20 protein-coding genes are annotated in these 24,044 nt (G+C 70.8%); 13 read left to right on the top strand and 7 right to left on the bottom strand.

What is annotated here, in order from left to right; genetic code table 11:
• The first annotated feature begins 388 nt into the window (after positions 1–388).
• Positions 389–1,276: a hypothetical protein gene (locus CA12_RS15965; protein ID WP_145360024.1), complete on the top strand. Its 888-nt coding sequence runs from the start codon at positions 389–391 to the stop codon at positions 1,274–1,276.
• A 184-nt stretch (positions 1,277–1,460) separates the two neighbouring features.
• A complete protein-coding gene (locus CA12_RS15960; protein WP_207622020.1) occupies positions 1,461–2,606 on the top strand; it encodes an App1 family protein in 1,146 nt (381 codons plus the stop codon).
• 18 nt (positions 2,607–2,624) lie between these two features.
• Here the strand turns inward: CA12_RS15960 and CA12_RS15955 are convergent, their stop codons facing one another.
• Together CA12_RS15955 and CA12_RS15950 are read right to left on the bottom strand one after the other, a co-directional pair.
• On the bottom strand, positions 2,625–2,843 hold the full coding sequence (locus CA12_RS15955) for a hypervirulence associated TUDOR domain-containing protein (protein ID WP_145360022.1): 219 nt from the start codon (positions 2,841–2,843) through the stop codon (positions 2,625–2,627).
• Positions 2,844–2,892: 49 nt separating this feature from the next.
• On the bottom strand, positions 2,893–3,207 hold the full coding sequence (locus tag CA12_RS15950; protein ID WP_145360021.1) for a cupin domain-containing protein: 315 nt from the start codon (positions 3,205–3,207) through the stop codon (positions 2,893–2,895).
• Between the two features lie 296 nt (positions 3,208–3,503).
• Here CA12_RS15950 and CA12_RS15945 point away from each other — a divergent pair, with 296 nt between their 5' ends.
• Positions 3,504–4,784, top strand: coding sequence for a baeRF7 domain-containing protein (locus CA12_RS15945; protein ID WP_145360020.1), 1,281 nt, complete (start codon positions 3,504–3,506; stop codon positions 4,782–4,784).
• 50 nt (positions 4,785–4,834) lie between these two features.
• Here the strand turns inward: CA12_RS15945 and CA12_RS15940 are convergent, their stop codons facing one another.
• Positions 4,835–5,290, bottom strand: coding sequence for a hypothetical protein (locus tag CA12_RS15940; RefSeq protein WP_145360019.1), 456 nt, complete (start codon positions 5,288–5,290; stop codon positions 4,835–4,837).
• 150 nt (positions 5,291–5,440) lie between these two features.
• Between CA12_RS15940 and CA12_RS15935 the strand changes: the two genes are divergently transcribed.
• Positions 5,441–5,719, top strand: a complete 279-nt coding sequence (locus CA12_RS15935) for a hypothetical protein (RefSeq protein ID WP_145360018.1) — start codon at positions 5,441–5,443, stop codon at positions 5,717–5,719.
• A gap of 84 nt (positions 5,720–5,803) precedes the next feature.
• Here CA12_RS15935 and CA12_RS15930 read toward each other — a convergent pair whose 3' ends face one another.
• Positions 5,804–7,456 (bottom strand): alpha-keto acid decarboxylase family protein, encoded by a 1,653-nt coding sequence (locus CA12_RS15930; protein ID WP_145361587.1) that lies wholly within the window; start codon positions 7,454–7,456, stop codon positions 5,804–5,806.
• A gap of 305 nt (positions 7,457–7,761) precedes the next feature.
• Between CA12_RS15930 and CA12_RS15925 the strand changes: the two genes are divergently transcribed.
• The 4 genes from CA12_RS15925 (at position 7,762) to CA12_RS22195 (ending at position 13,266) form a co-directional block, all read left to right on the top strand.
• Positions 7,762–10,053: a hypothetical protein gene (locus tag CA12_RS15925; protein WP_145360017.1), complete on the top strand. Its 2,292-nt coding sequence runs from the start codon at positions 7,762–7,764 to the stop codon at positions 10,051–10,053.
• A gap of 125 nt (positions 10,054–10,178) precedes the next feature.
• Positions 10,179–11,549: a glucose-6-phosphate isomerase gene (locus CA12_RS15920; RefSeq protein WP_145360016.1), complete on the top strand. Its 1,371-nt coding sequence runs from the start codon at positions 10,179–10,181 to the stop codon at positions 11,547–11,549.
• Positions 11,550–11,646: 97 nt separating this feature from the next.
• Positions 11,647–12,930, top strand: coding sequence for an aminotransferase-like domain-containing protein (locus tag CA12_RS15915; RefSeq protein ID WP_145360015.1), 1,284 nt, complete (start codon positions 11,647–11,649; stop codon positions 12,928–12,930).
• Positions 12,931–13,089: 159 nt separating this feature from the next.
• Positions 13,090–13,266 carry a hypothetical protein gene (locus CA12_RS22195; protein WP_165700799.1) on the top strand — a complete coding sequence of 59 codons (177 nt, stop codon included), beginning with the start codon at positions 13,090–13,092 and terminating at the stop codon, positions 13,264–13,266.
• A gap of 29 nt (positions 13,267–13,295) precedes the next feature.
• On the opposite strand, the gene CA12_RS15910 is transcribed toward CA12_RS22195, so the two are convergent.
• On the bottom strand, positions 13,296–14,009 hold the full coding sequence (locus CA12_RS15910; RefSeq protein WP_145360014.1) for a zinc ribbon domain-containing protein: 714 nt from the start codon (positions 14,007–14,009) through the stop codon (positions 13,296–13,298).
• 161 nt (positions 14,010–14,170) lie between these two features.
• Complete coding sequence (locus tag CA12_RS15905; RefSeq protein ID WP_145360013.1) at positions 14,171–14,953, bottom strand: metallophosphoesterase family protein; 783 nt, start codon at positions 14,951–14,953, stop codon at positions 14,171–14,173.
• Positions 14,954–15,105: 152 nt separating this feature from the next.
• On the opposite strand from CA12_RS15905, the gene CA12_RS15900 reads away from it, so the two are divergent.
• Positions 15,106–15,474: a hypothetical protein gene (locus tag CA12_RS15900; RefSeq protein WP_145360012.1), complete on the top strand. Its 369-nt coding sequence runs from the start codon at positions 15,106–15,108 to the stop codon at positions 15,472–15,474.
• Between the two features lie 120 nt (positions 15,475–15,594).
• On the top strand, positions 15,595–18,303 hold the full coding sequence (locus CA12_RS15895; RefSeq protein ID WP_145360011.1) for a serine/threonine-protein kinase: 2,709 nt from the start codon (positions 15,595–15,597) through the stop codon (positions 18,301–18,303).
• A 30-nt stretch (positions 18,304–18,333) separates the two neighbouring features.
• Here the strand turns inward: CA12_RS15895 and CA12_RS15890 are convergent, their stop codons facing one another.
• Positions 18,334–19,281 (bottom strand): alpha/beta fold hydrolase, encoded by a 948-nt coding sequence (locus tag CA12_RS15890; RefSeq protein WP_165700798.1) that lies wholly within the window; start codon positions 19,279–19,281, stop codon positions 18,334–18,336.
• A gap of 344 nt (positions 19,282–19,625) precedes the next feature.
• Here CA12_RS15890 and CA12_RS15885 point away from each other — a divergent pair, with 344 nt between their 5' ends.
• The 3 genes from CA12_RS15885 to CA12_RS15875 all read left to right on the top strand — a co-directional run bounded on the left by CA12_RS15885 (position 19,626) and on the right by CA12_RS15875 (position 24,003).
• Positions 19,626–21,593: a vWA domain-containing protein gene (locus CA12_RS15885; RefSeq protein WP_145360009.1), complete on the top strand. Its 1,968-nt coding sequence runs from the start codon at positions 19,626–19,628 to the stop codon at positions 21,591–21,593.
• Between the two features lie 69 nt (positions 21,594–21,662).
• The gene (locus tag CA12_RS15880; protein WP_145360008.1) at positions 21,663–22,073 is read left to right on the top strand and encodes a hypothetical protein; all 411 of its coding nucleotides are present in this window, start codon (positions 21,663–21,665) and stop codon (positions 22,071–22,073) included.
• Positions 22,074–22,320: 247 nt separating this feature from the next.
• A complete protein-coding gene (locus CA12_RS15875; protein ID WP_145360007.1) occupies positions 22,321–24,003 on the top strand; it encodes an NYN domain-containing protein in 1,683 nt (560 codons plus the stop codon).
• Positions 24,004–24,044 lie beyond the last annotated feature (41 nt).

The raw sequence follows: 24,044 nt of genomic DNA, 5'->3' as shown, positions 1-24,044 counted from the left end.
GCGATTTACGGCTGTGCGGCTGCGGGGGCGCCCCGGGACCGACCGGCGCAACCCGACGATCCGCCGGCGGCCGCGCGGCAATCGGCGCCGGTCGCCGGTCGCCGTCGTCGAATGGGCGTTCTCCCCAGCAATTCCGGGAGCGTCGCCGGCGGACCGCTGGAATCCAACGAATCCATCACCAATGGGTGAAGGGGCAAGAACGCGCAGAAGTGGCGTGCGTCGGTTCGGACTGACCGCTCCCCACCCAGCCGGCGGTTTCAGATCCGGCAAAAGCGGTGCCGCCGGCGGACGGCACGGCAGTTGCCTAGCTGTTCGAACGCATTCCTTGTCGCCGGGCCGTTGCCCCGACGCATTGACCACAGCTCGCCGCATCTTTCAGGAACCGATCATGCCTGCCGCCGCCGCCGCACGTAAAAACGAGTCGTTCAGCGATCAGAAATACAACCTGAAATTGGAGCTTGTCACGAAGAACTGCTCCATCAGCTCCGGGGAGCTGCGACAGATGGAGGAGGACCTCGACGCCCTCGCCAAGCTGACCGAAAAGATGCCGGTCTCCGACCTGCTCGTGACGATCGCCTGGTTCGAGCACAGTCAGGAATATCACGTCAAAACGAGCCTGATCACGCCGGGCAAAACCCTGTTCACCGGGGAGCACGACAGCGTCGCCCATCCGGCCTATCAGAAGTGCGTGCGGAAGCTTGTGCAGAAGCTCAAGGCCTATAAGAACCGGATGGAAACGCAGGACAACCGCCGGTCCCGGCTGGCGGAGGGCACCGTGCAGGAGGTGACGCCGGACGTGGTTCCCGAACTGGCGACGCTGGAGAAGGCGATCCACGCCCGGGACTATCTCGCGTTCCGTCAGGAGATGGCGGGGTTCGACGGGTCGCTGCGGGACCGCGTCGGGCGGTGGGTGCAGCGTTACCCGGACCTCGACCGGGCCATCGGCGAGACCCTGCCGGTCGCCGATATCATGGAGGAGGTGTACCTGACAGCCTACGACCAGTTCCTCGAACGGCCCACGGAGATGCGGCTGGGCGACTGGCTGGAGGGGCTGGTGGACCCGGGCATCCGCAACCTGCTCCGCCACCCGGACGAGGAGGCGGAGGAGATCAGCTTCGCCCGGACCCTGCGGGAGATGGAGACTTCCGAGGTGCACACCGGCCCCGGCGGCAAGAATCCGGACGCGGACGATCCGACCAACGCGGAGCCCGGCCATCGCCATGTCGGCGGCACCGACGTCGCCCCGCTGCCGGAGGCGGCCGCGAAACCCCGCTGAACCGCCCGGAGTTTTCCCGATCCCGCCGCCCGCCGGGCTCCCTTCGGGGGGCGCGGCGGGCGGCGGCGTTCTATCTTGCCCCGTCCCTCCCGCCTGCCCGCCCCGCCGCCCCGTGCCGTCCGGTTCGCTTCCCTCCGCCGACCAGCTCAAGCGTGCCGCGCAGATCCTCGAGGGCCGGTACGACTTGCTGAAACGCAACGTGAAGGCGGCCGTTGGCTTCCGGCGTCCGCTGAAGATCCAGACCTACCGCGGGTTCGGCTCGGCGAAGGACGTGCGGGTCAGCGGGCGGGTGCTGGAGGACAAGCCGGTCCACGACCCGGCCGAGGAGGATCCGTGGTGGCGGAACCTGACGGCGATGTACCACCACTGGCAGACGGACGAGGTCTCCGGTTGCCGCGTCGCCTGCGAGTTCGCGGGCCATCGGCAGACTGCCCTCAGCGACGAAGAGGGCTATTTCGAATTTCGCTTCCGCCCGACCAGACCGCTGCCGACCGGCGTTTATCACACCGCGACGCTGTCCTTGCCGCCGCAGGCGATCCGCCAGGGGGGGCCGGTATTCGCCACCGCGTTTAACCTCGTGCCGGCCGCCGACGCCGGGTTCGGGATCATCTCGGACATGGACGACACCGTGATCCGGTCCTACGCCAGCAACTTCTGGAAGATTGCCCGGCTGACGCTGCTCAAGAACGCCCGCACGCGGCTGCCGTTCGAGGGCGTGAGCGCCTTCTATAACGCCCTCGCCGCCGGGCCGACCGGCGACTGGTCCCGCTCCCCGGCGTCGCTGGAGCCTGAAGACGACCCGGTCGCCCCGCCCAATCCGATCTATTACGTCTCCAGCAGCGCCTGGAACCTCTACGAATTATTCCGGGTCTTCCTGCGGGTCAACGGCCTGCCGGACGGGCCGATCCTGCTGCGGGACATGGGAGTCGATTCCAAACAGTTCGTGGCCGGCGGACACGATCACAAGTTGGAGAAAATTGAACGGATTATGGACTCTACCGGCGACCTGCCGTTCGTCCTCATCGGCGACAGCGGCCAGGACGACCCGAAGCTGTACCGGGACGCCGTGCGGGAGTACCCGGGGCGGGTGAAGGCCGTTTATATCCGCGACGTCCGCGACCGCACGCGGTTCGACGTGCGGCGGATCGCCAAGGAGGTCTCGGACGAGGGAGTGCCGATGGTCCTGGTGCCGGACACCGTCGCCGCCGCGAATCACGCGGCCGACTTGGGGCTCATCGCCCCGAGGCACCTGCCAGGGATCCGCGAGGACCGCCGCGGCGACCGGCTGGACGCCACCGGCCACGCCGTCGAACGGCAGGAGACGGTGTAGCCGGCCTGCTGCCGGCCGTCAGGAGTCTTTCTGCACTTCGCTGTGGGACTTCAGGGCCCGGCTGCTGTCCGTTTCGATCAGGTAGGCCGGCTCGTCGTCGCTGGCGTTGCGGGTGACTTCGTTCCCCTTGATGGTGCGGCTCACCTTCGAGGTGAACACCTCGTCGACGGTGCCGTGGGCCCAGTTGTCGCCCCACTTCCACTTCACCTTCGTGCCTTTGGAGTAGCTCTTGCTCATGGGACCGGGCGGCGGGGGCGGATTCGGACGGGAAGACCGGACGGGGGTTTCAGCGGGGGCGGGCCGGCGGGCTGGTGGCTTCGACCGCTTTGAAGTGACCGTCGACGCTGTAGAAGTGCTCCGCCCCGGCCGGCACCACCCAGGAGAGGCCCGGTGTCAGCTTCGTTTCGCTGCCGCCCAGGGTCAGTGTGGCTTCGCCCTCGATGGCGTAGCCGACGGTTTCATATTGGTTCTTGTGCGGTTTCTTCCCCGAGACCGGACCTTCATCCCAGAGGCGGAGGGCGACCTTGTCGCCGGCGGCGAGCAGTTTCTCGCCGTCCGGCCCGCTGGGGGCGGCGTCGGCGGAGACGGTGGAAGCGGACATGGGAGCGGTTCCGTTCAGCGGTGAAGGTGGAGTTGGATTGAACACCCCGCCGCCCGCCCAGCGAGCGGGGGGAGCTGAGCACGCCCACTTCAGGCTCTTCCCCACCGCCTCCCCGCTCAGTTCGGGACGACGCTGCCCAGTGAGGACCGGCTTGGACCGTTCCGGGGCGTTCGGACAGGGCTGTGGGGTCGCCGGGATCGCCGGGCGGGGGGACGGGGCTTTCCCCGAGGGCAAGCGGCCGCCCATCGATCACCGTGGGAGCGTTCGTCCGTTTCCCCTATCAGCTCTCAGGGTCCATGAACGTCGCACCGATCGATCCCGTCACCCGCGAGACCGTCCGCGAGTTGGCCGCCCCCGGGGACGGCCCGCGGCTGACGCTCACGATGCCCACCCATCGCAGCGGCGCCCAGGGGCTGCGGGAGGACGCGATCCGGTTCAAGAACCTCCTCGGCGAAGCGGAACGCCTGCTGAAGGAGGACGGCGTCACCGGCGTGCGGCTCCAGCACGCGCTCGCCCCGCTGCACGCCCTCCGCAACGACGAGCGGTTCTGGCAGCATCAGGCGGAAGGGCTGGCGCTGTTTCTCACGCCCCCCCCGGAGGAGTCCGCGAAGACCGACGGACAACTCCGCACGTTCCGGCTGTCCCATGCCGTGCCGGAGCGGGTCGCGCTGGGCGATCGCTTCGAGGTGCTCCCGCTGGTGCCGCTGGTCTCCGGCGAGGGGCGGTTCTTTGTGCTGGCCGTGAGCCAGAATCACGTCCGCCTGTTGGAGGGCACCCGGGCCGTCGTGTTGGAACGCAATCCGGAGGCCCTGCCGCAGAACCTCCGCGAGGCTCTGAACATCGACGAGTACCAGAGCTACCTCGGTTGGCGGAGCAACAAGGCCAGCGGCGTCGGCGGGGACGTCGGCGGGCAGGCCAACTTCCACGGCCATGGCGCGGCCAACCAGAGCACCGTCAAGCAGCAGGAACTCACGGAATACTTCCGGCGGATCGGTGCCGGCCTGGAGGAGTTCTTCCGCGATCCCACCCCGCCGACGCACAGCAGCGAGCCCGTGCCGCCGGGCACGTTCAACCCGCCGGTGGTGTTCGCCGGGGTGGACTACCTGTTCCCGATGCTGAAAGAGGCCTGGAACTATCCCAACCTGCTGTCGGACGCGATCCACGGCAACGTGGACGCCCTCCCGGCGAACGAACTGCACGCCAAGGCCTGGCCGCTGGCCGAGGCCTTCTTCCAGGCCCCCGCGGACCGGGAGCGGACGGCGTACTCGGAGAAGGACCCGGCCCTGAAATCCGACGACCTGTCCACGATCCTGGAGGCGGCCCGCAGCGGGCGTGTGGAGACGCTGTTCGTCGCCGAGGGGGAACGGGCCGCGGACCCGGAGCCGCCGCGGAGCCTCGACCCGGCCGCGGTCAACCTGCTGAGCGTGGCGGCCGGCGACGTCGTCGCCAACAGCGGGCGGGTGTTCGTGTTGCCCCGCAAGCGGATGCCGGGCGACTCGATGATCGCCGCCACCTTCCGCTACCCCCGGCCGCAGGAGGCGAACGCCGACGCCGCCAGGACAGTCGGCGCCGCCTGACGCCCCGGCTGCTTGAGGTCTCGGCCGTCCGCCGCCTGCGCCGCCCCGCCTCAGTCGGCGGGTTCGGCGAAGGGCGGCGGGACCGGGCCGGCGGGGAAGCCGTCGGTGCAGAACGCGTTCGACGGTACGGGGGCCCCCTCCGCCGGCTGATTCGCGAGATAGGCCCAGGTCGCGGCGGCGTAGCGCTCGCCGGTCGGGCAGGACGGAACCGGCACGGCCACCGGCCGCGGCGGCTGATGGGCCCGCGGGGCGCCGTGATTCCGACGGGCATGGTGGACCTCCCGGGCCGGGGGGGCCTGCTGCCCGCTGGCGGTCACCACCAACTGTTTCAGCCCGAGGGGATGTCGCTCCGCGGCGACCCGCTTCGTGACGAACTCGCCATGGCAAACGCACCCGCTCAGTGCCGGGGCGAGCGCCGCGAGGCAGAGGGCCGGGCGGAGGAACGCCCCGAAGGCGCGAAGGGTCCGGGGCCGGTCGTGGCGGCGGCGCGGGTGGAAGGGCTTCACCCCTGCCGAATCGACGCCCTTCCCCGCGGAACGTCAGTTCGCTCGCCGATAGAATGGGGAACCCTCGCCGATCGCCCGCATAACCGGCGCCACCCGAACCCGGGCGGCGTCCGCCCCCGGGCGTTCGGCCGTCCTCCCCCCTCCCCTCCCATGTCCGGCAAACGCGGCAAGCACCAGTCGCTCTCCAAGGGGTTGAAACGCTCCGTCGGCTGGTTGGAGAACCGGCCGGGGGTGCGGAAGATCGTGCTGGGGCTGTCAGAAGCCTGTCGCCACAGACGCTCCCCCGGCTGCCTGTCGGTGCAGCGGGCGACCGACGCCGGGCTACACCTCAACGGCTACAGCGGCACGGGCGTCGTGCGGTTGTTCCTCGTCTGCGACGCCGATCGCCGTGAGGAACTGGCCAGCGCCATCAACGAGCGGTTTTCGTAGATGAAATTCCAAGACCAAGAACTCAAGAACTAAAGGTGCGTCTTCGCCGTTTGGTTCTTGATTTCTTGGCCTTGAAGCTCCGCCCTAAACCGACTCCGACATCCGCTCGCCCAGGCGGATCAGGGCGGGGCTGACGTCGGTCTTGTCGAGGTGGCAGTTGATCAGCGTGAAGCTGTCCCGGTTGGCGAGGGCGGCCTTGAGGGCCTTGTCGAGGTCGCCCTCGGTTTCGCATTCGAACCCCCAGCCGTCGCCCAGCAGGTCCGGCAGGCGGTGGTAGCTCCAGTTGGGGATGTCGTTGAACGGCCCTTCGGCGAGGAAGCGCTCCGTGGTGTAGCCGTGGTTGTTCAGCACCACGACGATCGGGTTGAAGCCCAGCTTCAGCCCGGTCGCCAGTTCGAGGCAGGTCATCTGGAAGGCCCCGTCGCCGACCAGCACCAGCGGCCGGAACGACGGGTCCGCCGCCTGCACGCCGACGCTCGCCGGGATCGCGAAGCCCATGCTGGTGTAGTAGGCGGGGGAGAGGAACTCCGTGTGCCCCTTGATAGTCAGGTCGCTGGCGCCGAACAGGCAGTCGCCGACGTCCGCAACCACCACGAACTTCTCCTCGTCCAGCAGGCGATTCACCCGGCCGAACAGCTGGCGGCTGGTCAGCGGGTTTTTCGGCTGCAGGACGAAGCCGGCGTGCACGCTGCCCCGCTCCTTCGGCAGGGGTCGCTTTTTGGGCGCCAGTTCCGTGTCGGCCAGTTGCCGGACGAAATCGGAGAGGACAACGTCATGGAAGTGGCCGTGCCCGACCCGCAGCTTCTCGCTGGTGGCGTAGATGCACCGCCCCGGGTCCAGCCGGGCGGTGAAGATGCCGAGGTTGATGTCCGACATGAACGTCCCCAGCAGGATCGCGCAGTCGCTGTCCTCGACGTACTCCGTGACGCTCGGCCGGCCCATCGCCCCCTCGTAGACGCCCACGTGCAGCGGGTGCGTCTCCGAGACAGCGCTCTTGCCCAGCAGGGTGGAGCACATGGGAATCTCGTTCGCCTCCGCCAGCTTGACGACCTCCTCCCGCAGGCCGAAGCGGTGCATCTCCACCCCGGCGACGATTACCGGCTTCTTGGCCGCGTCGATCATCGCCTTGGCCGCGGCGAGGGCGTGGGAGAGGGCGGCGGGGTCGCTGCGCTGCTCGTCCCGGCGGGGCTCGTGCGGATAGGGCGGCTCCAGCCGCACGCAGTCCCGGGGCAGTTCGATGTAAACCGGCCGCTTGAACCGATGGGCGGCGGCGAGGCAGCGGTCGATCTCCCGGAAGGCCGTCAGCGGGTCGTCCAGCACCGTATTGGCGACGGTGATCGTCTCGAACACCTTGCGTTGGGTGTCGAAATCGCGGACGCGGTGATGCAGCAGCGGGTCGCTCTCCCGCTCCTTCACCCCCGGACTGCCGGTGATGACGACGACCGGGCTCTTCTCCGCGAACGCCCCGGCGACGCTGTTGCAGGTCGACAGCCCGCCGACGCAGTAGGTCACGCACAACGCCCCCATGCCGTGGACGCGGGCGTAGGCGTCGGCGGCGTAGCCGGCGTTGTCCTCGCGGGTGGCGCCGATCACCCGCAGATCGCTGCCCTCCAGCATTCCGTAAAATTGGAGCACGAAATCCCCGGGGATGCCGAACACGTCCCGCACCCCGTAGTCCCACAGCCGACGGATCAGATAGCCGCCGATGCTGTTGGGCGGCACCGACAGGTCCGCCATGGGGAGCTGCACGTCGGCGACGACGCGGTCGCCGGGGGTTCGTTTCGGGTCACGCTCCCCCGAAGCGTCGGTCGCCCCGGGGGCGTCGGTCGAGACGGAACCGGCTGCAGATTGGGCAGGCATCACGACGCTCCGTCGGGGAGGGGGCGGACGTCCCATTCTAACGCCCCCGCCCCGCCCGGGGACCGCGGATGGGAGGCGCCCCCGGGGCCGTCCTGCCGCAGACCCGTCTTGACCGCCGAACGCGGCCGGTGCGACACCCCGCGCCTGTGTCGTCCGTTCGTCCGCCTTGCCCCGGCCCCGTCATGTCCGCACCCCTGTCCCGCCCCGGACGCGAGCGCCACGACCAGGCCGATTTGGGCCGCGGGCGATCCAAATGGGCGGCGACGGCGCTGCTGACGGTCGCCGCCGCCAGCCTGTGCGTCGTCGGCTGCCGCAACCTCGCGGAGCAGCGGGCCGTACGGCGCTTCGGGGACGCGCTCTCCGAGGAAAGCCTCGCCGCCCTCTCCGACGCCACCACGGACAACTTCCGCGGCAAGGCGCTGGAGCACGACACGGCGATGGAGGACCTCCGCCTGCTCCGTCTGCCGAAGGAAGAACTGAAGGTCGTCGCCGTCACCGACGTGCCGGAGGAGGAATGGAAATCGGCGGACGTCCCGGAGTGCCTCGTCATCGTCGAGACGCCCCCGCCGACCCGCCGCGCCCGGTTCAAGCTGGTGCGGGCCGAGGCCGGACAGTGGCTGGTGGACGACGTGTTGCTCAAGCAGACCAAGGGCGGGGTGAAGGCGGTGATGAGCGTGACGGAGCAGCTCGAACTGCTCGCCGCCGTCCGCGGCTTCACCCGGGCCTGGGGCAAGGGCACGCATGACGAACGCCTCGCGGTCGTCACGCCGGAACTGCGGGAGGACCTCTCCGCCCTTTCGCCAAAACGGCTCGAAGAGTTGGCCGGCTGGGTGGTCGACGCCGACCGCGTCGACAAACTCACGCCCAAAACCCAGATGGACGCGGAGGAGGCCGCCGTCCAGTTCGCCGGCCGCGGCTACACGCTGCTGGTCAGCCTGGAGAAGCGGGGCGACGCCTGGCTGGTGAAGGACGCCGCCGCGGAGAACCGCGGGCTCGGCCCGAAGATCCCCAGCCTCGAACGCACCTGCCTGGCGCTGACGGGCGTCTCCAACTTCCTCACCGCCTACGAGAGCGGCAATCGGGAGGGGCTGGAGTCCACCGTCTTCCCCGAGCTCTACAACGGCTGCCTGCGGACCGCGGACCTCTCCGGCGTGCCGCTGCCCACCGCCGCAGACCTCGACGGCGAAAGCTCCTTTCAGATTCACGGCGACCGGGCGGAGGTGGTCGTGACCACCGAGGCCGGCGTCTACACGCTCTCGCTGACCGATCCGCACCGCTACGACGCCGACCGCCGCACCGGCGAGTTCCTGGTCGAAGAGGTGACGATCCGCAACGGCGACGGCGAGCAGCGGATGCTGTCCACGATCTTCACCGCCCGGGCCGCCGTCGCGGCCTTCGCCGCCGCCGCCGCGGAAGGCGATTTGCACGCGCTCACGGCCGCCAGCACGCGGGACCTGTCGGAGACGGTCTGGTCCCAGATCGAGCCGACCGACCTGCCCGCCCTGCCGCTCGCCGACGCCGCCGCCGCGGCGAACGGCAAGGTGCTGGCCGAACGGCACGCCGGCCCGGTCACGGAGATCACCATCGTCACGGCGGTCGGCGACCGCACGTTCGTGCTGAAGGAGGAGGGCGGCGCCTCCAAGGTGGACGACGTGCTCGCCCCCTCGCTCGATCTGCCGGAGAGCTTCAAAGACACCTGCGCCCTGATCCTACCGGCCCGGGCCTTCGCCGGCAGTCTGGCGCAGGGCGATCTGCCGGGGCTGAACAAAACCAGCAGCGCCGCGTTCAACCGCCTCGTCTGGCATCAGTTGCGCTCCGTCCCCGCCGCGGCGAGCGCCGCCGGCAAGCGGCTCGACGCCCCGCTGGCCAAAGCCACGACGCTGACCAAGGGCGAGGGCGCCCGCTGCACGCTGCACTACGGCACGCCGAACGACGGCCTGGAGCTGCACCTCGTCCGCGAGAAGGGCCGGCTGGTCGTCGACGATGTGGAACTGGTCGCCGGCGTGCACCCCGACGCCCGCGTCGCGCTCAAACAGGTGATCCGCGAACAGATGGCCGGCGGCGATCTGCGGATCGCCGACTCCTTCGCCCCCGCCAAAGTCCCGCAGGCCGGTGCCCAGCCGATGTCGCCCGCCCCCGCGGGCGCCCCGACGGCCTCCCGCGTGCGGACCGTGGGCTACGAGGAGCCTGCGGAGGGTGAGACGACGATGACGGCCGAGGCCCCCGGCGACCCGCAAACGGCGGCGGACATCGTCCGCAACCAGGTTCGTCAGGCCCACTTCAAGGAACCGGCCCCCGCGGAGGCCGTGGAGGCCGTGAAGGCCGTGGAGGCCGCTGAAGGGGTCGAACCGCCGCCGGCCTTCGAGACGCCCGGGGCGATCCGTCCCCTGCCCTCCTCCATCGCCCCGGCGAAGGGCGTGGACGGCGGAGCGGCCGCCCCCTTCGGCGAGCCGCTGCCGCTCGGCGGAGAGTGAGCGGCGGAGGTTTTACAGGGTCGATCTGGGGGCGACGCCCGGGGCCCGGACCGGGCGCCGCCGTGGCGAAGCGGGCGGGCCGGCGGCATGATGCCGGCTCCGTCGACCGCTCCTGCCGCCCACCGATGCCCGAACCGCTTTCCTACTCCAACAGCTCCGCCCTCGAACTGCTGCCGGCGAACGCCGCCGAGGCGTTGCGGCCGGATCTGCTGAAGGCCCGCGAGGAAACGCTCGCGGACGTGGAGCTGTTCAACTCCGGCGGGGACGTGCCCGCGGAGAAGGAGCCGCTGGACGCCGGCTTTATCGAACTGCCCGCCAAGCTGCTGGCGACGAAGGAGAGCGGCGAACTGGCGGATCTGCTCGCCGCCGCGGATCGCTTCCGGGAGCGGGTGGACGCCTTCGTCTCCCTCGGCATCGGCGGCAGCTACATGGGCCTGCGGGCCTTGCAAGAGGCCCTCGGCGACTCGTTGCACAACGAGAAGCCGCCCAGCCACCGCGAGGGACCGAAGTTCTACTACGGCGGCCACAACGTCGACCCGGCGGTCACGGCCAACCTGCTGAATCACCTCGAAGACAGCGGCGTCGATTGGGGGATCGTGGTGATCTCCAAGAGCGGCGGCACCCTCGAGACCGCCCTCGCCTTCCGCCTGTTCCGCGAGGCCCTGGAGGAGAGTGTCGGCGCCGACGAAGCGGCCAAGCGGGTGATCCCAGTCACCGGCGGCGAGGGCTCCAAACTGCGGGCGCTGGCCCAGGAGAAGGGCTATGCGGACGTCTTCCCGGTCCCGGACGGCGTCGGCGGGCGGTTCAGCGTGCTGTCGGCCGTCGGGCTGGTGCCGGCGGCGATCCTCGGGCTGGACGTGGAAGCCCTCTTGCAAGGCGCCGCGGACATGACGGAACGCTTCCGCACCGCCGAGCCCGGCGACAACCCGGTCCTCGACTACGTCACGACCTGCCACCTCTTCGAGAAGCACCTCTCGATGGACGTGCGAATTCTCTCCACCTGGGGCGATCGGCTGGAGGCGGTCGGGCTGTGGTACGACCAGTTGCTCGCCGAGAGCCTCGGCAAGGAGCAGCGCGGCGCCCTGCCCCTCACGGTCGTCAACACCCGCGACCTGCACTCCCGCGGCCAGCAGCACCAGGAGGGCAAGCGGGACAAGCTGATTCACAACCTCTACGCCGCCGACCCCAGCGGGGCGAACCCGACGATCCCGGAGTCGGACGCCGACCAGGATCAGCTCAACAAGTACGCCGGGAAGACGGTGTTCGACGTGCTGACCGCCGCCCGTGAGGGCACCGATCAGGCCTACGCCGAGGACAACCGCCCGACCGCGGACATCGTGCTGCCGACGCTCGACGCCTACGCCGTCGGCCAACTCCTGCAAATGCTGATGCTCGCCACCACGGTCGAGGGCCGGCTGATCGGCATCAACCCGTACGGCCAGCCGGGCGTGGAGGCCTACAAGAAGAATATGAACGCGATTCTTTCGAAGGGTTGAGCGAACCGAGGCGAGCGGGGGGCGTCAGTCCCCTGAGTCGTCGCTCGCACGCCGTTTCCGCTCACGGGGCTCACGCCCCACGCTCGCCTGAGGATTTATGTCCGACCTCCCGCTCTCCGACCGCGCCGGCTGGGCCGCCGACGGGGCGATCAGCACGCTGATGGCCCAGGCCATCGAGAACCCGGACTGCCTGTCGCTGGCGGCGGGGTTCGTCGATCCGGCGACCCTGCCGGTCGAGCTGGTGCGGGCCGCGGCGGCGGACGTGCTGGCGGAGCCGCGGGCGAACCTCCTGCTGCAATACGGCACGCCGGCCGGCGCCGGCCGGTTGCGGATCGAAGTGCTGGAACGCTTCGCCACCTTGGAAGGCGTGCCGACGGAGGAACTCGCCGCAACGAAGGGCCTGACCGCCGGTCGGGTGCTGCTGACGAACGGTTCGCAGCAGTTCCTCTCGCTGATCGCTCAGGTGTTGCTGAACCCGGGCGACATTTGTCTGGTGGCGGGGCCGACGTATTTCGTGATGCTGGGCACCCTCGCCGGGGTCGGCGCCCGGGCGGTGCGGGTGGAAACGGACGGCGACGGCATGGTCCCCGCCGGGCTGGAGCGGGCGCTGGACCGCTTCGAGCAGGCCGGCGAACTGGCGCGGGTGAAGCTGGTCTACCTCGTGCCGGACTTCGAAAACCCCAGCGGCGTGGTGCTTTCTCAGGAGCGACGCACCGCGATTCTGGAGCTGCTCGAACGCCGTGATCCCGGGGGCCGCATCCATGTGCTGGAGGACGCGGCGTACCGCGAACTCAGCTTCGACGGCGCCCCCTCCGCCAGCCTGTGGGGCCGCGATCCCGGCGACCGGGTGATCTACGCCGGCACCTTCAGCAAATCCTTCGCGCCGGGCCTGCGGATTGGCTACGGCATCGCCCCGCGGGCACTGGTCCAACCGCTGATCGACCGGAAGGGGAACGAGGACTTCGGCTCCGCCCACTTCAACCAACACCTGCTCGCCAAGGTGCTGGAGAGCGGCAAGTACGACGCCCACGTCGAGGAGGTGCGGGACGGCTACCGGCGGAAGTGCGACGTGCTGCTCGCCGCGTTGGACGAGCATCTGGGCGGCCTGCCGGGCGTCTCCTGGCGGACGCCCGCCGGGGGGCTGTACGTCTGGGCGACGCTGCCGGAGGGCGTCTCGACCAGCTTCGGCTCGCCCTTGGCGGAAGCGGCCCAGCACGAGGGGGTGATGTACGTGCCCGGAGAACTCTGCTTCGCCCCCGAGTCCGCCGACGGCTCTCCGCGGCCGGCGCACGACATGCGGCTCTCTTTCGGCGTGCTGGATGCCGCCGGCCTGCGGGAAGCGGCGGCCCGGCTGGGACGGGCGGTGCGGTCCGTGCTCTGACGCACCGGCCGCCGATCGGTCGCGGGGAAACCCCCAGATCGGAACGCGGGTAGCATCTCCCAACGGGATTCGGGGGCCGGTAGCATCGGTCGCAGCGGTCGTCGCCCTTCCTCGGCGACCGCACGGACCCCGAACGATCCCGCTTGGAGTAACGCACGGATGAATCGCCACCTCTGCGGCGTGGGCCTGATCCTGACTGACTCCGTCGTCAGCACCTCCGCCTACGGGCTGGGCCTGCTGACGATGGAGGCCGCCGCGTTCGCCGCCGGGGTAAGCCTCGCCGGCATCCTCCTGACGGCCCACAGCATCGCCGACCGCCTGCTGCCGCGCGACTGAACCGACGCGGTCCCGCGACGCCGGCGGCCTCAGGCCCCGGCGTCGTCGCCGCGGTACAGCAGCCGGCCGCAGCTCCGGCAGAAAACGAACTCGCCCATATTCAGCTGCACCTTCTGCTGGGGGCTGACTGTGGTCTGACAGGAGGTGCACACGCGGTCCTCCACCGGCGCCATCGCGTTCGCCCCGTGCCGCTCGACGAGCCGACGGTAATCGATCTGCAGTTTCGCGGGGATGATCGACTCGGACTGGGCGAGCCGCTTCTCCAACGCGGTCAGTTCCGCTTCCAGCCCGGCCCGCTCCTCGGCGACCTTTTTTTCCAAGGCGTCCGCATCCGCGGAGCGTTTGTCGCGGTCAGCCTCCGCCTCTTTGATCTCTTTGCCGGAGGCGTCGACGCGGTCCAGCGTTTCGAGGATCTCGTCTTCCAGAACCGCGTTCGAGGCGGTGTCGGCGTCGATTTCCTTCCGGAGCGCGTTGAAGACCTCGTTGTTGTCCGCCTGATTCAGCTTCGCCCTCAGGTTGAGGATCTTCTCTTCGTTGGTCCGGAGTTGGAGGTTCTTGGCGTCGCCGCTCTTCTTCAGAGCGACCAGCCGCTCCTTCAGCGCCGCGATCTCGTCGGTCTTCGTGGCGACGGCCTTGCGGCGGGCGCGGACCTGCCGCGGGCCGCGGTCCAACTCCTCACGCACCCGGGCGATCTCCCGGTGGACGGCATGCAGGCGGGAGAGTCCGGCGGCGGTCTCGGTCACTCGGGCGGCGGGCGGTCGGGGGGCCGGCAAAACGTGCGGTTCGAAGCGAACCGGGCCGGGCGGGCGGGGGCGGAGGCCTATCTTGCCCGCGGTCGGCTCGAAATTCATCCCCTCTCGAACGCCCACGGCCGATCGCTGCGAGGTTCGCGGATTTGGCCCGTTCAGCCCGGACAGATCGCCGTGTTGCGCAGGCTCGGGACTGCGTCGCGGAGGGCGGCCCCTCGGCCGCACGGCCGGCGGCCGGTCCGCAACAGGGCCTCGGCGGTTTCCATCGCCTCCTCGGGCAGTCCGCAGGTTCGCAGGGCGGCGATCACCGGGGTCGGGTCGTAGGCGACGCGATGTAAAAGGACGTCGCGTCCCTCGATGATCGCGTAGGCGGCCCGCGGGTCGCCGTCGCGGGGTTGGCCGACGCTGCCGGGGTTGAGCACCGTGGTCGTGCCCCCGTCCGGCCGCGGGACGGCGACGGCGTAGGGGATGTGGGTGTGCCCCACGAGCACCAGCTCCGCGGACACGTCCGTCAGCCGATCCCGCCAGCCGTCGGCGTCGGCGGGGGCGTAGTCGTCCAGCGGGTCGCGGGGGGAGCCGTGCACCATCAGCGTCTCCCGGCCGTCGAGATCGAACGTCTCACAGACCGGCAGCCGGGCGAGGTAGCGGAGCAGCTCCGGCCCCAACTCCTCCCATTGTCGGGCGCGGGCGAAGGCGGCGAGGCCCCGCAGACCGTCCTCCCCCGCGGCCGGCACCCGCTGGGCCACGGCGTGATCGTGATTGCCGCGCACGACCCGGTCGGCGTGCTCCCGCACCCACTCCACGCACGGCCGCGGCGCCGGGCCGTAATCGACCAGGTCCCCGGTGCAGAGCACCCGATCGACGGGGCCCGCGGCCCGGAGGACCGCTTCCAAGGCCCACCAGTTGGAGTGGAGATCGCCGAGAACGAGGGTCCGCACGAGCGCGTCCGGTCGGGGCGGGGGCGACGCGGGGGGCGGGACGCTCCCGATTGCCGCGATCGGGAGGTACCCTGTGCCGTCGGCGTCGGCCCGTCAACGGGGCGAGCCGGCGCCCCGCGGTCCGCCGGTCCCCCAGACCCGAGTTCGCCGTCGTGCTTGAACACATCCCGCCCCCGGACGACCGCACGCTGCGAGAGCGGGTCGACACCGCGATGAAACTCAGCCGGGAACTCGACGAGCACCTGCGGCAGACGCTGATCCCGGCGTCGCAGCGGGTGCGACGGGCGGCGGAGGAAGACGTGTCCCCGGCCCATCGCCGCGGGGGCGGCGCCGGCACGCTGAAGGTCGCCGCGGAGGAAGAGGAGGCCAGCCCGCAGCAACGCGACCGGGCGGTGCGGCACGCCGTCGACGTCCTGCTGGAGGCGGATCGGTTCGCCAGCGCCAAACGGGTTCGGCTGGAACAATACTGCCGATCGATCCGGCAGACGATGCGGGAAGAACTGGCCGGCGAACCGAAATGACGCCCCTCCGGTCAGGATTGCCCCTGTGGCGTCCTGCCGTCTGCCACTAGAGTGTGACCGACCGGTCGGTCGCATGGATCCTGCCGCCGGCCTCCCCAGTTACGCCCCGAGTCGACACGCATGACGCGCGCCGCTACTCCCCGCCCCGGACGATCGCAGACGTCATTGGTCCGGGCGGCGGGCGGAATTCTGCTCTCCAAAGACGACGACGGCGGGACGCACACCGTGGACGCGCCCCCCGCCCCGCCCTGGGCCGCCGTTTCGCACACGGTCCTCCGCCCGCCCCCGGAGGAGCGCTCCGGAGACTCGGCCGCCACCGTTCTGCCGGAGTCCGGCGGGACGCTGCTGGACGGCGCCGATCTGCGGCGGCGGCTGTTCCCCGCCGTCGGCGAGGCCGACCCCGCCCTCACCGGCTGCGTGCTGGATCACTTCCGGATCGAGCAGCGCATCGGTCACGGCGGGATGGGCTCCGTCTTCAAGGCGGTCGACGAACGCCTGCAACGCACCGTCGCGTTGAAGGTGCTCAGCCCGGCCCACTCCAAGGACCGCGCCAGCGTGCTGCGGTTCCGGAACGAGGCCCGCAGCGCCGCCCGGCTGGATCACCTCAACATCGCCCGCGCCTTTTACGTGGGCGAGGATCGCGGGCTGCACTTCATCGCCTTCGAGTTCGTCACCGGCCGGACGGTCCGCGACCTGTTGGAGACGCACGGGCCGCTGTCGCCGCCGGACGCCGTCTCCATCACGCGGCAGGTCGCCGAGGCCCTGCACCATTGCGCCGCCGCCGGCGTGGTGCACCGGGACGTGAAGCCGTCGAACGTGATCGTCACCCCGGACGGGATCGTCAAACTAGTCGACCTCGGCCTGGCCCGGAAGGAAGCCGCGGACAGCGTGGGCGATCTGACCGTCGCAGGCACCACGCTGGGCACCTTCGACTACATCGCCCCGGAGCAGGCCAAGGACCCGCGGGTCGCGGACGTCCGCAGCGACCTGTATTCGCTGGGTTGCACGCTGTTCCACATGCTCACCGGGCGCCCGCCGTATCCGGAGGGCACGGTGCTCCAGAAGTTGCTGGATCACCAGAACCCGCAGACGCCGGACGTGAGGGACTTCAATGCGAAGGTCCCCGCCCCGCTGGCGGCTCTGTGCAAATCTATGATGGCCAGCGACCCGGCCCAGCGTCCGCAGACGCCGGAGATCCTGCTGGACGAACTGGACGACCTGCCCCGCGTCCGCGGTCTGCGGCCCCGTCGGCAACTGCGGGGCGTGCCGCTGCTGAACGCCGTGGGCACCGCGGCGCTGGCCGCCGCGCTTGTGCTGATCGCCTGGGTCCGCTGGCCGGAGGAGCGGCCGACCGGCTACGCCTACATGCCGGCGCCGATCGCGGAGGCGAACGCCGCCGAGTTGGCGTCCGCGACGACGCCGCCGCGCCCCGTCGAACCGACGCCCGCCCCGCCCCCGGTCGTCCCGACGCCGCCGGCGGTCGATGAGGAGGACGAACCGCGCACCGTCACCAGCGGGGCCAATATGCCCGCGGTCGCGGCCCGCCCGGCGGAGCCGTCGCGGTTCGAGGTCGGCGGCGACGGCGCCGCCCCCCGCGGATTCTCCTCGCTGGACGCCGCCGTGGAGGACGCCTCCCGCGGCGAGGTGGTCACGATCAACGTCGACGGCCCGCTGGATTTCGTGCTGAAAAAGCCGATCACCCTCATCGGCAAGACCCTCACGCTGCGGGCCGGAACCCGGTCCGACGGCACGCTGTATCAACCCCGGCTCAAGGCCTTCGCCAACTATCAGGCGCCGCAGTCCCTGATTCACCTCACCGGGGCCGCGGACCTCACGCTGGAGAACCTGTCGCTCTCCTTCGATCTGCCCAGCCGGGCGGACGGGTGGACGATGTTCTCCGTCGGGGCCGGCGATCGCCTGACCATGCGGGACTGCACCGTCACGCTGAACGGGGCGGAGGAGCGGGCCGACGCGAACTCCCTGCTGCTCGTCCGCGGATACCAGCAGCCCAGCAGCCTGGGCGAACTGGCCGATCCGGACCGTAAGGAACGGGCCGCGGACGGCGAGTTCTACGTCACCGCCGAACGCTGCCTGCTCCGCGGGCAGGGCGATCTGGTGCGGGTCGAACCGGACCGGGCGGGGATGCTGGACTTCTCCCACACCGCCGCCGCCGTGCAGTCGGCGGCGCTGCGGATGGGCGGCGCCAACGCCGAGGGCCCCCCGCCCGGGGAGGGCGCCGGCCGGGTGCACTTCAAACTGCAACGCAGCACGATGCTGTTCGGCGAGGCCCTGCTGGACCTGCGCTGGAAGGCGATGCTGGAAGAACGCCCGCCCCTGCCGCTGACCGTCTTCGCCAGCGACAGCCTGTTCGTGGACGCCGCCGGCGAGGGCGTGCTGATCCGCACCCGCGGCGGCGCCGATCAGCAGGAGTTCCTCAGCCGCCTCGAGTGGACCGGGGCCGGCACGAACCGCTATCTGCTGGACCGTTTCTGGATCGCCTCCGGCACCACGACCGAGATCAACAACCCGGCGGACGCCTTCTCCGACTGGCAGGCGTTGGCCGAGAACTCCAACTCGCCCGTCATGGACATGGGCGCCCGCCACCGGGGCGTGGAACTGGAACCGGACTACCGCGGACGCTTCCCCAACCTGATCTCCCGGCAGGACGTGGAGCCCCGCAGCAGTCAATCGGCGGCGGTCCCGCCCGTCGACCGGGACGCGGACCCCGACTCCGGGGGCGTGCCGCCGGCGATTCTCGACGAACCGCCGCCCGGCGTGGACGTGGACCGGCTCCCGCCGACCCCCGGCATCCGCACCGCCCAACCCTGACGCGGCGCCGCCCCCGGGCGACCTTCGCTTTTAGGCGGCGCGGCGGGCCGCGGGGGCGAGTTCTGCCGCAGGTCCTGCGGCGGCAAGACCCTCAGCGGCGGGCACGCGGGTTTCGAACCACTCCGCCAAACGGGCGGCGTGACGGCGCCAGTCGGGTTCTTGGAACACCTCGTGGTTCGCCCCGGGCAGCACCTCGCAACTGCGGTCCGCGGCGCCGACCTCGTTGATCCATACCCCCGGGGCCAGCGGGCAGACGACCCGGTCGGCCCCGCTCTGCATCACGTGCAGCGGGGTGGCGATGCGGTCGGCGTCCTTCCACACCGCTTTCACCGCCCGGCGGACGGCGAAGAACCAGGAGGCCGTCACCGCGGTCCGCCGCAGCGGATCGTGCGGCCGGGCCGCGGCGACCGGGTCGTGCGCATTCCGCGGCGCCGCGAACCGCGTGCGGGGCCGCAGCAGCCGGCAGACCTTTCCCGCCAGCAGCTTCGGGATCGGCACTGGCGTGACGATCCGCAGCAGCGGACTGCACAGCGCCGCGGCCGCCGCCGGGGCGGGGCCGCCGCGGTCGGCGTTCTGAATCAGCCGGGCCGTCGCCAAACCGCCCATACTGTTCCCGACGAGCGCCGTGCGGGCCGGGTCGGCGTCGAACTCGCGGAGCAGACCGCGGAGATCGGCGACGTACTCCACGAACCGCCGCACATGCATCGCGGTCCCCCCGCTGCGGCCGTGCCCCCGCAAATCCGGCAGCAGGACCCGCCACCCGCGGGCCGCGAAGTACCGGGCGGCGTGGTCGTACAGTTCCCCATGCTCAAACGCCCCGTGCACCAGCAGGAGGGTCCGCGGCGCCGTGAGCAGCCCCGAGCCGGCCGCCGGAACCGCGGGGTACTCGCGGACGTGCAGGGCCACGCCGTCCCGGGCGACGACCTGGTGCACGCAGCGGGGGGAAGCGCTCCGCTCGGCGTCGCCGACGGCGTGCACGGTCAGCCGGAGAGACGGCGGACCGAGGCGAACGGCGGGGGTCGCGGCGGGGTTCGTCGGTCCGTCTCCGCGTGTCGCGTTCGGTCGATTCGTCCAGCGTGAGGGCGGCGAACGCGGCGTCGACGGGTCGTCCCCGGGTCGCCGAACCGCCTCTCCACCCCTCCATCGGCCGCCCAGTTCCCCGGACTGGTGGGATTTCGCTGATTTGTTCCGGCCGGCCCGATTGGCGACGAACCTGACGCGACCGCGGCGGGTAATTTGAGTGAGTCCGCCGCTCGTTGCGACGCCGTCCTGCGCGACGTAACGTCGTGACTGCCTGTGTCCCGCTATTCCGGAGCCCGCCCGTGTCCGCTGCCGCGATCGCCGCTCCCGGGTCGAATCGTTGGGCCGGGCGCAAGGTGCCGCTGGAACTGGTCGCCCTGCCGCCGGTGGAGACGCCCTCGCTGTGGGAGCGGATCGGCACGGCCCCCGCCTGGCTGGTCAGCCTCGCGGTGCACGTGGCGGTGCTGGTGTTCCTGGCCGGCATCACGATCATCGTGCCGACGGACGCCCTCAGGACGATCATCGAAAGCGAGATCACCCCCGAGGACATCGACCAGTTCAAGGTCGATAACGTCCTCACGCCGGAGGTCGGCAACGATAGCTCCGTGAACGTGCTGAGCCCCTCGATGGCGGCCAGCAGCATGGATCGGCCGATCGAGCAGGAGTTCCAGCAGGAGGTCGAAATGGTCCGGTTCGACGCCTCCCTGCCGACCGCGAACGCCGTCGAGGTGCCGAACAACGAGGTGCTGACGACGATGTTCGACGCCGAGGGCATGACCGAAAACACCGGCGGCGTGGAGGGGGCGATCGACGTCCTCACCCGCGAGATCGCCAGCCATCTGCGGGAGAACGAGACGACGGTCGTCTGGATGCTGGACGCCAGCCTGTCGCTGGAGGATCGCCGCAACGCCCTCGCCGAGCGATTCGAGGCCGTCTACGCCCAACTCGGGAACACCGGCGACGTCGATACGAATCACCTGCGGACCGCCGTCGCCACCTTCGGCGAGGGCGTGAACCTGCTGACGACCGAGGCGGTCGTGGACGTCGCCCCGCTGGTCGCCATGATCCGCGAGGTCCCGCCGGACGAGAGCGGCAAAGAGAACGTCTTCACGGCCCTCAAGGCCGTCGGCAGCCAGATGCTGCCCGAACGCACCCGCGAGAAGCGGACGCTGATGTTCGTGATCGTCACCGACGAGAAGGGCGACGACGACGGCGATCTGGAGAACGTCATCGCCCAGTTCAAACGGTACGGGGTGCCCGTGTACGTCGTCGGCAACGCGGCCCCCTTCGGCCGCGATAAGGGCTACGTGACCTACCGGTGGAAAGAGGGCGAGCGGGAGTTCCGGCTGCCCATCCCGGTGGACGCCGGCCCGGAGACGGTGATGCCGGAACGCATCCGCCTCGGTTTCTGGGGCCCCGGCGGGGAGGTCGAGAACGAACGGCTCTCCAGCGGCTACGGCCCCTACGCCCTGACCCGGCTGTGCGTGGAGACCGGGGGGATGTACCTCGTCGCCGACGACACCAATCAGCGGAAGTTCGAGCCGCAGTTGATGCGGTCTTACGGCCCGGACTACCGCCCGATCAAGGACTACACCCGCGACGTGATGGCCAACGGGGCCAAGCGGGCGCTGATCGAAGCCGCTCAGATGAGCACGGCCGAGGAGATCCCCAATCCGCAGCTGGTCTTCGCCGCCGTGGACGACACCCGCCTGCGGCGGGAGATCACCGAGGCCCAGAAGCCGATGGCCGTCGTCAGCTATCGCCTCAGCGCCTTGCAAGCCAAGCTGGAAGCCGGCCTGCCGGATCGGCCGAAGGTCGAGGAACCGCGGTGGCGGGCCGGGTTCGACCTCGCCCTCGGCCGCGTCTACGCCCAGCAGGCCCGGGCGCTGGGCTACAACACCGTCCTCGCCCAGATGAAAAGCGATCCCCTGCCCTTCGAGCGGGAAAACAGCAACGAGTGGATTCTCCGCGGCGCCCCGGAGTCCGACGCCGGCAGCGAGGTCAAAAAGCTGATCCGCCAGAGCAGCGAACTGCTGTCCCGCGTGATCGACGAGCACCCGGGCACCCCGTGGGCCCGCCTCGCCGAGAAGGAACTCGCCACCCCCCTCGGCTGGGAGTGGAGGGAGCGGAATAATGAGGTGCTGCGGGCGGTCGAGAGCGGCGTCTCGCCCGCGGAGGCCGCCAAGATGTTCGCTCCCGAGGAGGAACGGGAACGGATGCGGCGGCAGATGCAGGGTGAGCAGGGCCCCCAGAACGTGCCGAAACTCTAAGCGGGCTCCGTCGGTCGCGGCGGGCGCCCCCGCGTGAACCGCCCGGCCGCCCCTCCCGTTTCGTCCGCCATGCCCCGCCCCGCCGCACAACTGCACGACGCCCCGCAGCACGACGACCCGGCACAGGACGCCCGCGGCGCCGTCGAGACGGTGCAATTCCCCGCGTCGCACAGCCGACCGCTCGTCCCCCCGCCCGCGGAGGCGGTCTCCCTCGCGGCGATCGAGCGGCGATTGGGGGAACTGGTTCGCACCGTGCGCCTCGCCCTCGCCGTGGCGGCGGCCTGGATGATCTGGCAGCTGTTCGGCGACGGCATCGCCTGGCTCGTCACCGCCGGTCTATGGACCGCGGGCGCCTTCGCCCTGATCGCCGTGGGCCTGGGGCTGGGCATGTACTTCTCGCCGCCGTTTCGCCGGGCGGTCGCGGGCGGGACGAAACGGCTGTTCCGCCGGTCGCGGCGGGGGTCGGCCCGGCGTCGGTGACGGGCGATCCCGGCCGGCGCCGTCCGGCCCGCTCGCCCGGCGAGGCTCAGGTCGTTCCCCAGCCCGCTTCGTCGGAGTCGCTGGTTGACCGCCCGGTCGACGCCGCGGAAGGTGAGGGGTGCGATCCTCGCCCCCGGCACCCCGAACGCAGGGGGCGGATCGCGTATCGGCGCCCGGCGCCGCACCCGGCGCTCGGGCCGCTTTCGGATTATCGATCAATGCCTCACCTCGCAGCCCACCGCCGCCCATGTCCGGCTCCATCAACGGCCAGAGCGCCCTCTTCATTGACCTTGAGAACTTCGTGCTGGGGCGGGAGGAGAACTGGCGGCTGGAACAGGACCGCCACCCAGGCGAGGACGCCGACGACTACGACTGCGCCGAGGACCTTCGCGACCTGATCACGTTCGCCACCCGGCTGGCCGGTCCCCGCAGCCTGGCGGTCAAGCGGGCCTACGCGAACTACAACGTCCGCCGGGAGAACCTGAACTCGGAGCGCTGGTGGGACTACTACCTGCAGGGCGTGCCGAACGTGTTGCTGGGGTTGGGGGTGGAGCCGATTCAGGTATTCCGGTTCCCCGGCGGGAAGAACAAGAACGCCAGCGATCTGCGGATGGCGATGGACGCCGCCTCCCTCGCCGCCGAAGCCGGGCCGCACCTCGCCGGGAAGTTCGGCGGCGGGCACTACGGGCAGTTCATCCTCGCCACCAGCGACAGCGACTTCATCCCGCTGAGTCTCGAACTCCGCCGGGCCGGGGCGGAGGTGGTGGTGATCGGCGTGCAGGACAAGACGAAGCCGGTCTTCGAGCGGTTCTGCGATCGGTTCGAGTACTTCGAGGACCTGCGGGCCGCCCGCGATTTGCTGGACGAACGGCAGGCGGAGGAACGGCTCGGCCTGCTGCGGGCCGTCGGCAAACTCGTCGACCGCCACGGTCCGATCCGGGTCGGCAGCGTGCGGACGCTGGTGGAGCACACCAGCCGCGAGACGGCCGGCGACGGGACCGCCGGGGAGCCGATTCAGTTCGACCCGATGCGGTTCGGCTGCGGCAGTTCCGCCGAACTGATCGAACGGCACGGCGAGGACGCCGGGCTGGTGCTGAAACGGATGGGCGGCGTGCAGGTCGTCGCCCGGGCGGAGGAGCCGTCGTCCGCTCCGGTCACGGCGAACGGGTTTCGCCTCAACGGCTCGCCCGGCTCCGACGGCACGCCGGCGGACGCCGCGGAGGGCGTGGTGCGGATCAGCCTGAACGGGCACCGGCCGATCCGGGCGACCCCGGAGCACAGCCCGGCGCTGTACCGGCGGCTGTTGCTCTACGGACACCCCCGCATCGCCCTGGTGCCGGCCGCGGCGTGGCAGGAGATCGCCAGCGCCGTGGTGGCCCGCGTGGCGGCTCAGCAGGAGGGCGACGACCGGCCGCGGATCTATCATCAGGACCTGGTCTCCGACATCACGGAGGTCTGCGCCGAGGCCGGCATCCAGGACGCCGCGGCGAAGGTCCGCAGCGCCCTGTTTCAGATGTTCAAGGCCGGCTGCTTCCTGTGCGACGAGCACGGCCCCCGTCGCGGCCACCGGGACTTCCACTGGTCCCGCCCGGCGGTGCTCGACCCGGCCCTGCCGAGCTACGAGCACGTCCGCGACCGGGTGTGGCGGTTCGTGACGGGCGCCCTCAGCGAGAAGCTGCGGGAGCACGGGATGGACGGGTCGATGCACGTCGGCTTCCTCGCCGAGCTGCTCTGCGGCCCGGACCCCAGCCCGACGGACATGGTCCGCGTCGCCGCCGTCGCCCGGGCCGCCCAGTGCAGCCCGGCGGTGGCCGCATCCCCCTCCGCACGACACGAGCAGAACGGGGACGACGACGACCGCCAGGACGACGACGCGGACGACCGCTCCCCGGAACTGGTCGTCGCCGCCACTGGCGACGAGGACGACTGACCGCGGCGAGTGCGGCCCGCCCGAACGCGAAGCGTCCCGGA

Origin of the sequence: Alienimonas californiensis, assembly GCF_007743815.1 — a bacterium.
GTDB classification, from domain to species: Bacteria; Planctomycetota; Planctomycetia; order Planctomycetales; family Planctomycetaceae; genus Alienimonas; species Alienimonas californiensis.
Note: the sequence above shows the minus strand (reverse complement) of the source record. Positions and strands in the feature narration are given on the sequence as shown.